General features: G+C 69.0%; 12 protein-coding genes. 5 read left to right on the top strand and 7 right to left on the bottom strand.

Annotation, left to right across the window (positions count from 1 at the left end; genetic code table 11):
* Positions 1-117 precede the first annotated feature (117 nt).
* Positions 118-1,503 (bottom strand): MORN repeat-containing protein, encoded by a 1,386-nt coding sequence (locus ACK3BB_RS06890; protein ID WP_428927981.1) that lies wholly within the window; start codon positions 1,501-1,503, stop codon positions 118-120.
* Between the two features lie 200 nt (positions 1,504-1,703).
* Between ACK3BB_RS06890 and ACK3BB_RS06895 the strand changes: the two genes are divergently transcribed.
* The gene (locus ACK3BB_RS06895) at positions 1,704-3,362 is read left to right on the top strand and encodes an NAD+ synthase (protein WP_428927982.1); all 1,659 of its coding nucleotides are present in this window, start codon (positions 1,704-1,706) and stop codon (positions 3,360-3,362) included.
* A gap of 133 nt (positions 3,363-3,495) precedes the next feature.
* Here the strand turns inward: ACK3BB_RS06895 and ACK3BB_RS06900 are convergent, their stop codons facing one another.
* Positions 3,496-3,885 (bottom strand): metallopeptidase family protein, encoded by a 390-nt coding sequence (locus ACK3BB_RS06900; protein ID WP_428927983.1) that lies wholly within the window; start codon positions 3,883-3,885, stop codon positions 3,496-3,498.
* A gap of 77 nt (positions 3,886-3,962) precedes the next feature.
* Between ACK3BB_RS06900 and ACK3BB_RS06905 the strand changes: the two genes are divergently transcribed.
* Positions 3,963-5,294, top strand: a complete 1,332-nt coding sequence (locus tag ACK3BB_RS06905; protein ID WP_428927984.1) for an NAD(P)/FAD-dependent oxidoreductase — start codon at positions 3,963-3,965, stop codon at positions 5,292-5,294.
* 127 nt (positions 5,295-5,421) lie between these two features.
* Here the strand turns inward: ACK3BB_RS06905 and ACK3BB_RS06910 are convergent, their stop codons facing one another.
* A complete protein-coding gene (locus tag ACK3BB_RS06910) occupies positions 5,422-6,351 on the bottom strand; it encodes an MBL fold metallo-hydrolase (protein WP_428927985.1) in 930 nt (309 codons plus the stop codon).
* A 145-nt stretch (positions 6,352-6,496) separates the two neighbouring features.
* Between ACK3BB_RS06910 and ACK3BB_RS06915 the strand changes: the two genes are divergently transcribed.
* A complete protein-coding gene (locus tag ACK3BB_RS06915) occupies positions 6,497-6,916 on the top strand; it encodes a DUF1801 domain-containing protein (protein ID WP_428927986.1) in 420 nt (139 codons plus the stop codon).
* Positions 6,917-6,984: 68 nt separating this feature from the next.
* Positions 6,985-8,310, top strand: a complete 1,326-nt coding sequence (gene gltX / locus ACK3BB_RS06920; RefSeq protein WP_428927987.1) for a glutamate--tRNA ligase — start codon at positions 6,985-6,987, stop codon at positions 8,308-8,310.
* Positions 8,311-8,374: 64 nt separating this feature from the next.
* Here the strand turns inward: gltX and ACK3BB_RS06925 are convergent, their stop codons facing one another.
* From ACK3BB_RS06925 to ACK3BB_RS06935, 3 genes are all read right to left on the bottom strand, one after another.
* Complete coding sequence (locus tag ACK3BB_RS06925) at positions 8,375-8,944, bottom strand: gamma-glutamylcyclotransferase family protein (RefSeq protein WP_428927988.1); 570 nt, start codon at positions 8,942-8,944, stop codon at positions 8,375-8,377.
* Positions 8,945-9,077: 133 nt separating this feature from the next.
* Positions 9,078-11,606 (bottom strand): ABC transporter permease, encoded by a 2,529-nt coding sequence (locus tag ACK3BB_RS06930; RefSeq protein ID WP_428927989.1) that lies wholly within the window; start codon positions 11,604-11,606, stop codon positions 9,078-9,080.
* The gene (locus tag ACK3BB_RS06935) at positions 11,603-12,289 is read right to left on the bottom strand and encodes an ABC transporter ATP-binding protein (protein ID WP_428927990.1); all 687 of its coding nucleotides are present in this window, start codon (positions 12,287-12,289) and stop codon (positions 11,603-11,605) included. Before ACK3BB_RS06935 ends, ACK3BB_RS06930 begins: the two co-directional genes overlap by 4 nt.
* 48 nt (positions 12,290-12,337) lie before the next feature.
* On the opposite strand from ACK3BB_RS06935, the gene ACK3BB_RS06940 reads away from it, so the two are divergent.
* Positions 12,338-13,018 (top strand): arylesterase, encoded by a 681-nt coding sequence (locus tag ACK3BB_RS06940; RefSeq protein ID WP_428927991.1) that lies wholly within the window; start codon positions 12,338-12,340, stop codon positions 13,016-13,018.
* A gap of 609 nt (positions 13,019-13,627) precedes the next feature.
* On the opposite strand, the gene ACK3BB_RS06945 is transcribed toward ACK3BB_RS06940, so the two are convergent.
* A complete protein-coding gene (locus tag ACK3BB_RS06945; protein ID WP_428927992.1) occupies positions 13,628-14,182 on the bottom strand; it encodes a L,D-transpeptidase in 555 nt (184 codons plus the stop codon).
* Between the last annotated feature and the right edge of the window lie 62 nt (positions 14,183-14,244).

Genomic DNA, 14,244 nt, shown 5'->3' on the forward strand with positions numbered 1-14,244 from the left:
CGAAAACCCCGGACGCACCTCTCCCGTGCCCGGCCCCCGCCCGTGCGCAAATTTGTCCTTGAAATCAGGTTAACACCCAGCCCCGCCCAGGCGGTCGCCGGGTCAGGTCAGGGCCTGTCAGCTGCCGTCCGACAGCGCCCCGTTCTCCCATTCGCCGCTGGCTTCCTGGCCCGTGGCATAGGTCATCGTCCCGGTGCCCTGGCGCTTGCCAGCCTGGAACTCGCCTTCATAGACATCGCCATTGGCATAATGCGCCGTGCCCTGGCCGGAAATCTCGCCCCGGCTCCAGGCCCCGACATAGCGGAACCCGTCCGGCATCACGATCTCGCCCTGGCCGTGGCGCTGGCCGTCCTCGAAGCCTCCGGTATAGACCGTCCCGTCGGCATAGGTCGCCTTGCCCTCGCCCGAGCGCAGCCCGTCCACCCAGTTGCCTTCATAGCGATAGCCGTCGGGATAGGTCATCACCCCCTGGCCATTGTTCAGCGCATTGCTGAACGCCCCTTCGTAGACGATGCCGTTGGCAAAGACCGCCCGGCCTTCGCCCTCGATCACCCCGGCCACCCAGTCGCCCTCATAGCTCGACCCGTCGGGATAGGTGATCTTGCCCCGGCCGTCGGACAGGTCCGACTTGAACTGGCCCTCGTAGACCGACCCGTCGGGATAGGCCACCTGGCCTTCGCCCTCGATCTGGCCGGCCACCCAGGACCCGGAATAGACATAGCCGTCCGCCCCGGTGAACGTCCCCTGGCCGTGGCGCCGGTCGTCGGAAAACGCCCCTTCGTAGATGTCGCCATTGGCATAGGTCACCTTGCCTTCGCCCTCGCGCCGTCCGCCGACCAGCTGGCCCTCGTAGACATCGCCGTTGGGCTGGGTCAGCGTGCCCGTCCCGTCGATCTGGCCGTCCTTCCAGCTGCCGACATAGATCAGCCCGTCGGGCATCGTCAGCGTGCCCTGGCCCTCGCGCTTGCCGGCCAGGATGTCGCCTTCATAGACCGCCCCGTCGGGATAGGTGATCACGCCCGCGCCTTCCTTGCGACCCTCGACCCAATCGCCCTTGTATTCATAGCCCCCCGGGCTCTGCATCGTGCCCCGGCCGTGGTGCTTGGCATTGACGAAACTGCCTTCGTAGCGCACCCCGTTGGCATAGATCGCGATGCCCTGGCCGTTGATCACCCCGTCGACCCATTCGCCTTCGTAGGTGCCCCCGTCGGAAAAGGTGATCTTGCCGATGCCGTTGGGCTTGCCCTTGGCAAATTCGCCCTCGTAGACCGACCCGTTGGGGAACCGCGCCACGCCCAGCCCGCGGATCTCGCCCTCGGCCCAGTCGCCGGTATATTCATAGCCGTTGGGCAGGGTGTAGGTGCCCTGGCCATGCTGCAACCCGCCCTGGAAGGTGCCCACATAGACCCCCCCGTCGTCATATTGCTTGGTCTGCACCTGGCCGTCCTGGGCCAGGGCCTGCGCCGGGATCATCCCGGGCGCCATGCCCAGGGCCATCGACATCGCAACTGCCGGGAGGAATGCGGTCCTGCGGTTAACCATCGGGATCGTCAGGCCTTTCATTGTTGCCACCCCTCGGGGACATCTGCCGGGAATCTAGGCGAGAGCACCGGTCACGGCAACGCCTTTTGCGCCGCTGCGCCTTTTACCCCGCCGCGCATCCCGCTATGGAGCGGGAGAGAACACCAAGGGATCCTGACCGCATGGCCGACCGTTTCCGCGTGACACTGGCACAGCTCAACCCTGTCGTGGGCGATATCGCCGGCAATGCCGCCCAGGCCTATGACGCCTGGGACCAGGCCCGCCAGGCCGGCGCCGACATGGTTGCCCTGCCGGAGATGTTCATCACCGGCTACAATGCCCGCGACCTGGTCATGAAACCGGCCTTCCACACCGCGGCGATGGCGGCCGTCAAGGACCTGGCCGCGTGCTGCGCCGACGGCCCGACGCTTGCCATCGGATCGCCCTGGACCGAGGGCACGGGGCTGTACAACGCCTATCTCATCTGCCGCGGCGGGCACATCGTCACGGCCATCCTCAAGCATGACCTGCCCAACAACCAGGTCTTCGACGAGGTGCGCATCTTCGACAGCGGCCCGCTGGGCGGACCCTATTCCGTCGGCAACACCCGCGTCGGCTCGCCGATCTGCGAAGACGCCTGGCATGCCGAGGTGCCCGAGACCCTGGCCGAGACCGGGGCCGAGTTCCTCATCGTGCCCAACGGCTCGCCCTATCACCGCGACAAGTTCGAAACCCGGCTGAACATGATGGTCGCCCGGGTGATTGAGACCGGCCTGCCGCTGATCTATCTCAACATGGTCGGCGGCCAGGACGACCAGGTCTTCGACGGCGGGTCCTTCGGCCTGAACCCCGGTGGCGCGCTGGCCTTCCAGATGCCAGTCTTCGACACCGAAATCGCCCATGTCGACCTGGAACGCGGCGACGACGGCTGGCGCATTGCCCGGGGGCCGATCGTCTCGCATCCCGATGCCTGGGAACAGGATTACCGGGTCATGGTCGAATCCTTGCGCGACTATTGCGCGAAATCCGGGTTTTCCAAGGTCCTGCTGGGCATGTCCGGGGGCGTCGATTCCGCGCTGGTCGCGACGATTGCCACCGATGCGCTCGGCGCCGACAACGTGCGCTGCGTCATGCTGCCCTCGGAATATACCTCGCCCGACAGCCTCGAAGACGCTGAGGCCGCCGCCAGGGCGCTTGGCTGCCACTACGATTACGTGCCGATTGCCCAGGGCCGCGATGCCATCACCGCCACGCTGGCGCCGCTCTTTGCCGGGCTGGAGCCGGGCCTGGCCGAGGAAAACATCCAGTCCCGCCTGCGCGGCCTGCTGCTGATGGCCATGTCCAACAAGTTCGGCGAGATGCTGCTGACCACCGGCAACAAGTCCGAGGTCGCGGTGGGCTATGCCACGATCTACGGCGACATGGCCGGGGGCTACAACCCGATCAAGGACCTCTACAAGACCCGCGTGTTCGAAACCTGCCGCTGGCGCAATGCCAACCACCGCGACTGGATGAAGGGCCCGTCGGGCGCCGTGATCCCCGAGCGCATCATCACCAAGCCGCCCTCGGCCGAGCTGCGCCCCGACCAGAAGGACAGCGACAGCCTGCCGGATTATCCCGATCTTGATGCCATGCTCGACATCCTGGTCGACCAGGACGGGTCGATCGCCGATTGCGTCGCGGCGGGCTTTGACCGCGAGGCGGCGCAAAAGGTCGAGCGGCTGATCTACACCAGCGAATACAAGCGCTTCCAATCGGCCCCCGGCGCCCGCCTGACCAAGCGCGCCTTCTGGCTCGACCGCCGCTATCCCATCGTCAACCGCTGGCGCGATCCCAGCTGACCGCGTAGGGCGGGGTTCACCCCGCCGCACCGGCGTTGCGGCGCCCTTGCGGGCGTCGGTGCGGCACTTCGGAGCTATCGGGCGGCAAACCCGCCCGTACAGCCCATGGCGATCATTGTGTCCGCCCCGCGCCTCATTCCCACCAGCGGTCGATCGTGGCGATATCCTCGTCGGACCATCCGAAATGGTGGGCGAATTCGTGGACCAGCACATGGGCCACGAGGTCGGCCAGGTCCACGTCGCCCCGGTCGCGCCATTCGGCCAGGATCGGCTCGCGGAACAGCCAGATCATGTCGGGGCTCATCACCTGGTCGTAGAGGCTCTTTTCGGTCAGCGGGATGCCGTCGTAGAGCCCGGTCAGGTCGAGCGGATCCGCGATGTCCAGCTCACGCAGGAACTCGGCCGGCGGCCAGTCGGCCACCTGCACGATCACCCCTTCGGCCGCCGCCCGGATCGGGGCGGGCAGGGCGTCGCGGGCGGCCTGGGCCAGTGCCTCGATATCGGGCGGGGATCGATCGCTCATGGCCCCAGATCTACGCCCCCGGCGCCGCCCCCGCAATTCCCTGATGACACCGCCCGCGCGGCGGATAATGTGCGGCCATGCCAGGACCAACCCCCACCCCCGTCGCCTCCGATCCCTCTCTTCCCGCCCGCGTCGATGTTGTTGTCATCGGCGGCGGCATCATCGGCGCCTCGACGGCGCTGGAACTGGCCGAGCGGGGCCATTCCGTGCTGCTGGCCGAGAAGGGCGAGATCGGCGCCGAGCAATCCTCGCGCAACTGGGGCTGGGTGCGGCTGTCGCTGCGCGACCCGCGCGAGATCCCGCTGATGATCGAGGCCCTGCGCATCTGGGAGGGGCTGGAAGAGCGCACCGGCCGCAAGCTGGGCTACACCCGCTGCGGCATCCTCTTTGCTGCCGCCGGCGAACGCTCGCGGGCGGGGTATGAAAACTGGGCCAGGCACCTGGAGCCGCACCAGATTGCCTGCAACGTGATCGACGGCCAGGATTTCGACGATCTTCTGCCCGGTCACCGCATCACCACCAATGGCGCGCTGTTCACGCCGATGGACGGCCGGGCCGAGCCGCAATGGGCCGCGCCGGCCATCGCCGAGGCCGCCCGCGACCGGGGCGCCCACCTGGTGACCGGCTGCGCCGTGCGGGCGCTGGATGTCGAGGCGGGGCGGGTGACCGGGGTCTTTACCGAGACGGGCCGGGTGGCCTGTGACGCGGCGGTGCTGGCCGGGGGCGCCTGGTCGCGGCTTTTCGCGGGCAATGCGGGGATCGAGCTGCCGCAGCTGAAGGTGCTGAACACGGTGCTGCGGACCTCGCCGGTCGAGGGCGGGCCGGAAACCAGCGCCTGGACCGATGATTTCGCCATCCGCAAGCGGGCCGACGGGGGCTATACGATTGCCACCGGCGAGGGCAACGTGGTCGATATCGTGCCCGATAGTTTCCGGCTGATGCGCCAGTTCTTCCCGGCCCTGAAGGCCGAATGGAACGCCCTGCAGTTCCGCCTGTCCGACCGCTGGTGGACCGAGATGCGCATGAAACGGCGCTGGCGGCCCGACGAGGTCACGCCTTTCGAAGGGGCCCGCATCCTTGATCCCGATCCGCATGGCCGGCTGCGCGACGCCAGCTGGGCGGCGGCCCGCAAGGCGTTTCCGGTGCTGGAAGGTGCGCGGATCGAACAGAGCTGGGCCGGGCTGATCGACGTGACGCCCGACGCCGTGCCGGTGATCTCGGCGGTGGACGAGGTGCCGGGCTTTCACATTGCCACCGGGTTCTCGGGCCATGGCTTTGGCATCGGGCCGGGGGCGGGGCGGCTGATGGCCGATATCGTGACGGGCAAGCCGCCGGTGGTCGACCCGCACGAACTGCGCCTGTCGCGGTTCCACGACGGCTCGCCGATCCGCATCATGGAAGGGTTCTGACGGTCCCGCCCGGGCCAGGGGTAGGATGGGTTCAAGAACCCATCCTACGGGGCGATGCGCCCCGCTCAGGGAGCCCGGATGCGGGGGTTGGACGCGGTTGCGGGCCCACCCCTGGGGCGCGCTGCGCTCAGCCCATCAGCTGGTAGCCGACGGGGACAAAGCGGAAGCCTTCGCCGCGGGTCTCGACGAAGCCGGCGGCGGGGAAGGGCATGTGGTAGCCGATCATCGGCACCCGTTCGGTGGCAAGCATGGCCAGGATGCGCCGGCGCGAGGCGCTGGCGGCGTCCTTGTCGCTGTCGAAGGAGGTGTGCCAGTCGGGATCCTGGAAGGGCCAGACGTAATGATTGGCCAGGTCGGCGGTCAGAACCAGCTGCTGGCCGGCGCTTTCGAGCATGTAGGTCATGTGGCCCGGGGTATGGCCGAATGCGGCCATGGCCGTGATGCCCGACACCGGGCTGTCGCCATCTTCGATGAAGGTCATCTTGTCGGCCAGCGGATCGACATGGGTGGCCATCTGCTTGGCCGGGCCGCTGTCGGGCAGGGCTTTCCAGCCGTCGTATTCGGCCCGGCCGGTGACATAGCGCGCATTGGCGAAGGTCGGGGCGCCGTCGGTCATCAGCCCGCCGATGTGATCGCCATGCATGTGGGTCAGCACGACAACGTCGATCTCGTCGGGGGTGCGGCCGGCTTCGGCCAGCGCGCGGGTGATGCCGCCCTGGCCCAGGCCGGTGTCGAAGAGCACCAGCTCGGCCCCGGTGTCGACGAGGGTGGGGGTGAAATAGAACTGTGCCATGTCGGCGGGAATGAAATTGGCGGCCGAGACATCGCGGAAGGTGGTATCGTCGACATTGACGCCGAAGATGTCCTTGACGCCGTCGCGGGGCAGCGAGCCGTCGAGCAGGGTGGTGACGGCGAAATCGCCGAGCTGGAAGCCGCGGGCATGGGGCATCGGGGGCATGGCGGGCGCGCTTTCGTGTTCGGCGGCCCGGGCGGCGGTGGCGGCGGCCATGGGCAGGGCGGCGCCACCGAGCAGGGCGGTACGTCTGGTCAGGGTCATTCGTGCATCCTCCGTGTTGATGGGCGCAATGATAGACCGGGCGCATGCGGCGGCTGCGTGAATGATCGCTCAAATTTCCGTGTGCGGCGCGGGGCGGCCGGTGGACGGCCGGATACTTGGAAAGAGAAAGAAGCAGGAGGTGGCGATGAAGACGGTGGAGACGGGGGCGTCGGTGGCGGAGTACCTGGCCGGTGTTCAGCCCGCGCGCAGGGCCGGGGAGGCCCGGGAGCTGGACCGGATCTTTCGCAACGCCACGGGGTACGAGCCGCGGATGTGGGGCGAGAGCATCCTGGGGTACGGGCGGTATCACTACACCTATGCCAGCGGGCGACACGGTGATTTCCTGGCCACGGGGTTTGCCCCGCGCAAGGCGGCGCTGACGATCTACATCATGCCGGGCTATGCCGATTTCAGCGAGATCCTGGGCCGGCTGGGCAAGCACCGGCTGGGGCGGTCCTGTCTTTACATCACCCGGCTGGACGATGTCGACGCCGGGGTGCTGGCCGAGCTGATCCGGGCCGGGCTGCGCGACCTGGCCGGGCATTGGCCGGTCGAGCCGACCTGAGGCTCCGGGGAAAACTGGACAATCGCGGCCGGCCATGAGAAAGCCCGGATCGGATCCAGGAGACAGACATGACCACGACCCGCTTCGCGCCGTCGCCCACCGGCTATATCCATGTGGGCAACCTGCGGACCGCGCTGATGAACTATCTCATCGCGCGCAAGGCCGGGGGCACCTTCATCCTGCGCATCGACGACACCGACCCGGAGCGGTCGAAGGAAGAATATGTCGATGCCATCAAGCAGGACATGGAGTGGCTCGGCCTGCATTGGGACCGGGTCGAGCGGCAATCGGAGCGGCTGGACCGCTATGCCGAGGCGGCCGACCGCCTGCGCGAGATGGGCCGGTTCTACGAGGCCTGGGAAACGCCGACCGAGCTGGACCTCAAGCGCAAGAAACAGCTGAACATGGGCAAGCCGCCGGTCTATGACCGGGCGGCCCTGGCGCTGAGCGACGACGACAAGGCCCGGCTGCGCGCCGAGCGCGGGCAGGGGGTCTGGCGGTTCAAGCTGGACCAGGAGCGCATCGAATGGGCCGACGGGATCCTCGGCGACATTTCGATCGATGCGGCCAGCGTGTCGGACCCGGTGCTGATCCGGGGCGACGGGCAGGTGCTGTACACCCTGGCCTCGGTCGTCGACGACACCGAGATGGGCGTGACCGACGTGGTGCGCGGGTCGGACCACGTGACCAACACGGCGACCCAGATCCAGATCATCGAGGCGCTTGGCGGCACCGCGCCGCGCTTTGCCCACCATTCGCTGCTGACCGGCCCCCAGGGCGAGGCGCTGTCCAAGCGGCTGGGCACGCTGGCCCTGCGCGATCTGCGCGAGGCCGGGGTCCAGCCGATGGCGCTGCTCAGCCTGATGGCCCGGCTCGGCTCGGCCGATCCGGTCGAGCTGCGCGGTGACGTGTCCGAGCTGGTCGAAGGGTTCGACATCACGCGGTTCGGCGCCGCGCCGACCAAGTTCGATGTCGAGGATCTCTATCCGCTGACCGCCCGCCTGCTGCAGGGCCTGCCGCTTGAGGCCGTGGCCGGCGACGTGGCTGCGGCCGGTGTGCCCGACGAGATCGCGGCGCCGTTCTGGGCGGTGATGAAGGACAATATCACGACGCTGAAGGACCTGGGCCCCTGGTGGGAGATGCTGCGCGACGGGGCGACGCCCGACGTGGCCGACGAGGACCGCGATTTCATCGCCTTTGCCTTCGGCCTGCTGCCCGAGCCGCCCTATGACGCAACGACCTGGGGCGCCTGGACCGATGCGGTCAAGAAAGAGAGCGGGCGTAAGGGCAAGGGCCTGTTCATGCCCCTGCGCAAGGCTCTGACCGGCCAGGCCCGGGGCCCGGAAATGGCCGCGCTGATGCCGCTGATCCAGAAGGTCAACAAGACGTTCTGATCGCCGGGGGGGGCGTTCGGCGCCCCCCTTTGCCCGGCGCCTGAGGCCGGGCACAAGCGCCGGTTCAGTCCAGGGCGATGACCGGCACCGACAGGGCGGCGAGCCGGCTGTCGACGATGTCGCGCTCGGTGGGGCTCAGGTCCTGGTGGCGGGGATAGCGCGGCGCGGCGCGGTCGTTGAGTACCGGGCTGGTCCAGCCGTCGGTCGTGGCAAAGAACCGGTCCACCCCGTCTTCGCCAAAGACCTTCAGATAGCCCTGCACCACCACGTCGAGATAGCTCATCAGGATCGGATGGGGCCGGTCGGGCACATGCTGGCCGGCTTCGGGCACCGCGTAGATAGCGATCGACAGCGGGCGGGTCACCGGGTGGCGGACCTGGTCGGTCACGGCATGGCGGTCATAGGCATATTCCCGTTCATCCAGTGCGGCCCAGTCATTGCCCGGCACATGGGCGATCATGCCCTCGATCTCGGCCCCGGCATCGGGCACGACGGTCAGGAAGGCCACCTCGCGCAGGGGGGTATAGCGCCAGGCCCGGCGCCAGCCGCGGATGGTGGCGGGATGGGCATCGGTGAACGTGTGGGTGGCCAGGTTCACCAGGCTGCCATAGCCGAAGAAGAACGGGTCGGACATGTCGGGCCTTTCGTCGTGTTGCGGGGGGCTCCGCTCGTGGTCGGGCGCCTCCGCCCGCGCGCCTGTAAGGGCGCGACAAGGCGGGCCAGGTGCCCCTGTGGTCCCCCGCATGGAGCGGCCCGCCGGTCCAATGTCAATCCCGGGCGCGCAGCACCCGGGCGGGGCGGGCGGCCAGCGGGGCCCAGGCATAGGCCAGACCGGCCAGCAATGTCGCTCCCACGCCGCCGGCCACGATGACCAGGGCCGAGGACCAGATCACCGCGAAATCGGTGTCGAGGATGAACCGGCTGACCGCCCAGCCGCCGGCAATGCCCGCGCCCAGGGCGACCAGGCCCGCCGCGGCGCCCAGGATCGCCGAACGCAGGGCAAAGCTGGCCAGGATGCGCCCGCGCGTGGCGCCCAGGGTCTTGAGCACCGCCGACTCGTAGCGCCGGGCCGCCACGCCCGAGGCCGCCGCGCCGATCAGCACGAGGAAACCGGTCAGCAGCGTGGCCATGGCCCCATAGGACGTGGCCGCGGCCAGGCCGGTCAGCAGGTCGGCCACCTGTTCGATGGCATCGCGCACGCGGATGGCCGTGACGTTCGGAAAGGCCGCGCCGATATCGCGCAGGATCGCGGCCTCGGCCTCGGGGGCGGCATGGACCGTGGCGATGAAACTGTGCGGCGCGGCCTCGATGGCCGAAGGGTTCATGGCCAGGGTAAAGCCCATGCCCGCGGTCGAAAAATCGACCTCGCGAAAGCTGGCCACCCTGGCATCGATGTCGCGGCCCAGGATGTTGATCGTCAGCACGTCGCCCAGCTGCAGGCCGATCTCGTCGGCCTCTTCGGCCGCGACCGACACCAGCGGCGGCCCGTCATAGCCTTCGCCCCACCATTCGCCCCGGGTGATCCGCGTGCGGTCGGGCAGGGCGCCGGAATAGGTCACGCCCCGGTCGCCTTCCAGCATCCAGTGATCGCCGGCCACTTCGCGGGCGGGCTGGCCGTTGATCCGGGTGATCATGCCCCGCAGCATCGGCGCGCTGTCCAGCGCCGAGACCTGGGCATCGTCCTCCATGCGGGCGGCAAAGCCGGGCATCTGGTCCTTCTGGATGTCGACAAAGAAATAGGACGGGGCAGTTTCCGGCAGGTTGCCGGCGATGGTCCGGCGCAGGTTGCCGTCGATCTGGCCGACGGCGGCCAGCACCGACAGGCCCAGCCCCAGCGACAGGACCACCGACCCGGCGCCTTCGCGCGGGCCGGAGATGGCCGACAGGGCCCAACGCAGCGCCGGCCGCCCGCGCGACCAGGGCGCCGCGCGCCGGGCCAGCCGGCGGATCGCCACGGCGGCCAGCGCCAGGGCCAGGAGCGCCCCGGCGATGCCTCCGGTCGTCCACAGCGTCAGCCACCAGGTGCCGCTGAACCAGGCCGCGGCCGAGACCAGCGCCGCCAGGGCCAGGGCCAGGGCCACCAGGTAGCGCGGCCGGGGCAGCAGGGCGGCGGCGCCCAGGGCATCGCGAAACAGCGTTGCCGCGCGGATGTTCTCGGTGCGCGACAAGGGCAGCAGGGTAAACAGAAAGGCCGTCAGCGCCCCGTAAAGCGCCGCCTCGGCCAGCGGCCCGGGGTAAAGCGTGAACCGCGCGGGGATCGGCAGCTGGGCGGTGATCAGCGGGGCCACGGCCAGCGGCAGCACCGCGCCCAGCACCAGCCCCAGCGCGATGCCCAGGGCCGACAGCGCCCCGATCTGCAGGAAATAGGTACGGAAGATCGTCGCCCGGTCGGCTCCCAGCGTGCGCAGGGTGGCGATCGTGGCCGTCTTGCCGGCCAGGTACGACCGCACCGCCGCCGACACGCCGACCCCGCCCACCGCCAGGCCCGACAACCCGACCAGCACCAGGAACGACCCCAGCCGCTCGACAAATTCGCTGACCCCCGGCGCGCCGTTGCGCGCATCGCTCCAGCGCATGCCCGAGGTGGCCAGGTCGGCTTCGGCCTGCTCCTGCAGGGCGGCCAGGTCGGTGCCTTCGGGCAGATCCATCCGGTATTTCGACGAAAACAGCGTGCCCGGCGCCAGCAGGCCGGACCCTTCCAGGTCGGCCCGCCGCAGGATCGACCGCGGCCCCAGCCCGAACCCGCCCGAGGCATTGTCGGGCTCGCGCAGCAGGGCGGCCGTCAGGACGAAGTCGCTGTCGCCATAGCGCACGACATCGCCGGGGTGCAGGCCCAGCCGGTCGATCAGCAGCGGGTCCATCACCACCCCGGGCCGCCCGTCGGCCCCGTCCAGCGCCCGGGCCAGGGGCATGTCCGGGTCCAGCCGGGCCCGGCCGACCAGCGGATAGGCGTCGTCGACGGCCTTGACCTGGGTCAGGCCGCGCTCGGTCTGGCCATCGCGGGTGACCACGACCATCGAGCGGAAATCGGCAATCTCACTGAGCCGCTCGGCCCGGTCGTGCATCCAGCCCAGCTCGTCCGCGCTGGCAAAGCGGTAGGTAAATTCCATCTCGGCATCGCCGCCCAGCAGCGCCGCGCCCTCGGAATCGAGCCCGGCCTCGATCGCCGCGCGCACCGTGCCCACCGCCGCGATGGCCGCGACGCCCAGGGCCAGGCAGGCCAGGAAGATCCGGAAGTCGCGGAACGATCCGCGCAATTCCCGCCGGGCGAACCGCGCCGCCAGCGCCAGGCTCATTCCGCGGCCTCGGCCATTGTGCCGTCGATCCGCCCGTCGCGCAGGCGCACGACCCGGTCACAACGCGCGGCCAGCTCGTCGCTGTGGGTCACCAGCACCAGCGTCGCACCATGGGCGTCGCGCAGTTCGAAGAGCAGGTCCATGATCGCCGTGCCGTTGGCCGCGTCCAGGTTGCCCGTCGGCTCGTCCGCCAGCAGCAGCCGGGGGCGCGGCGCGGCGGCCCGGGCGAGGGCCACGCGCTGCTGTTCGCCGCCCGACAGCTGGGCCGGGTAATGGTCGCCCCTGTGGCCCAGCCCGACCCGGTCCAGCGCCGCCGCTGCCCGGTCAAAGGCATCACCGGCCCCGGCCAGTTCCAGCGGCGTGGCCACGTTTTCCAGCGCCGTCATCGTCGGGATCAGGTGGAAGGACTGAAAGACCACGCCCATCGTGTCGCGCCGGAACCGGGCCAGGGCGTCTTCGTCCATCGCCGTCAGGTCATGGCCCAGGGCCTCGATCCGGCCCGAGCTGGCCCGTTCCAGCCCGCCCATCAGCATCAGCAACGAGGATTTCCCCGAGCCGGACGGGCCGATCAGGCCAAGCGTCTCGCCTTCCGCCACGTCCAGGTCGATCGAATGAAGGATGTCGATGCGCCCGGCATTGCTTTCCAGCGAAAGGCACGCATCTTTCAGGGAGAGGACGGGCATGGATTTTCCTTTGTCGGCCTGTCAGTTGGATATGGAGCAACGCGGCCCATGCGCAAGATCGGACGGGGCAAAGGCCCCCTTGGCGCCCTTGTCGGCCCTCTCGCCGCCCCCCTTGCGGCCTTCCTGGTGTCGGCCGGGGCGGGTCATGCGGAAACGGTGATCGCGGCCCTGGGCGACAGCCTGACCCAGGGCCACGGGTTGCCGCCCGAACGGGGCTTTGTGCCCCAGCTGGAACATTGGCTGGTCGATCACGGGGCCGATGTGCGGATGATCAATTCCGGCGTGTCGGGCGACACCACGGCCGGCGGCGCGGCGCGGGTCGGCTGGACCCTGGGCGACGAGGTTCAGGGGCTGATCGTGGCGCTGGGGGCCAATGACCTCTTGCGCGGGATCGCCCCCGAGGTCGCCCGGCAGAACCTCGAAGCGATCCTGGATGCGGCGGAGGAAGCCGATGTGCCGGTGCTGCTGGTGGGGTTCGAGGCGCCGCTGAACTACGGGGCCGAGTACAAGGCGGCCTTTGACGCGATCTATCCCGATCTCGCGGCCAGCCATGACGTGGTCTATGCCGACAATTTCTTTGCCGGCGTGCTGGATATCGGCGCCTCGCCCGAGGCGCTGGCGCCCTACCTGCAGGCCGACCGGTTGCATCCCAATGCCGATGGCGTGGCGCTGATCGTCGAGGGGCTGGGGCCGAAGGTTCTGGAACTGGTCACCCGGGCCGAAGACTGATCCCCCCGGGCGCCGCGGCAAGCGGCCGGGCGATATTGTCGGTGCAGGGGAAAGCCGTCGCGCGACGGGCGCGAAGGGTTTGCGTGCTGATGGCGCCGGAGACCTGCACGCCATGGGCGTATGGTGTCTGCGTGTCACGGGGGCGCGGGGTTTGCGTTTCATGCGCAGCGGGGCCTGCGCGTCATGAGGGCGCGAGACACGCGTGCCATGGTGGCGGGATGCCGTTGCGCCACAAGCGCACGAGACCATAGCACAATGGGGGTATGAGACCGGTGCGCAACGGGCGCACTAGACCATAGCGCCATGTGCGTACGAAGCCTGACCCGGCGGCGGCCGGCTGGCCGGGCTGCAAGCGGACCGGATGAGTTTGGATCAAAGCGACCGTTTCGGCAGGACCTGCGGACACGCCGGAAGGTGTTTGCCCGCACGTTGCCGACCGGTGGTCGGCCGTCGTGCCTTTCACATGGCAGCATGAGCACATGGCAACATGAGGTCGGCACTTGCAAAAATGACGTCGACACTTGCCAGGATCGGCCGGGCCAAAGGCCACGGCCTGATCGGCCCCGCGACAGGACCGACAAGAGGCGCGGACCGGATCCGCGCCGAGGGTCAGAGCACCGTGACCGTCGTTCCCACAGGCACGCGGGAATACAAATCGGTGACATGTTCGTTGCGCAGCCGGATGCAGCCGTTCGACACCGAGGTGCCGATGGTGCTGGGCGCAGTGGTGCCGTGGATGCGGAAATAGGTGTCGCGCCCGTTCTGGAACAGGTAGAGCGCCCGCGCGCCCAGCGGGTTGCCCGGGCCGCCCGGCTGGACGTAATCGTTGTCCTTGAACTTGCCGTAGGCCACCGGATCACGCTCGATCATCTCGTTGGTCGGGCGCCAGGTTGGCCATTCCTTCTTGGCCCCGATGACCGCGCTGCCGGTGAATTCCAGCCCTGCCTTGCCGACGCCCACGCCATAGCGGATCGCCGTGCCCGGCTCGGTCACGTAATACAGGTAGTAGGACCGGGGCAGCACCAGGATCTGGCCGGGCGCATAGCTCTGCTTGATCTTGACGGTCTGCGGCGCGGGTTCGAACCCCAGGGTCTGGGCTTCGACGGCCAGGGGCAGGGATACGCCGGCCGCGGTTGCGGCCAGGAACGTGCGGCGAGTGAACATGCACGGGTCTCCATCATTACCTTGGGAAGGATTATCGCGAATCGGTGACCAATTGGTCAAGG

It is taken from the genome of Marinibacterium sp. SX1, from assembly GCF_050389775.1.
GTDB lineage: Bacteria > Pseudomonadota > Alphaproteobacteria > Rhodobacterales > Rhodobacteraceae > Marinibacterium.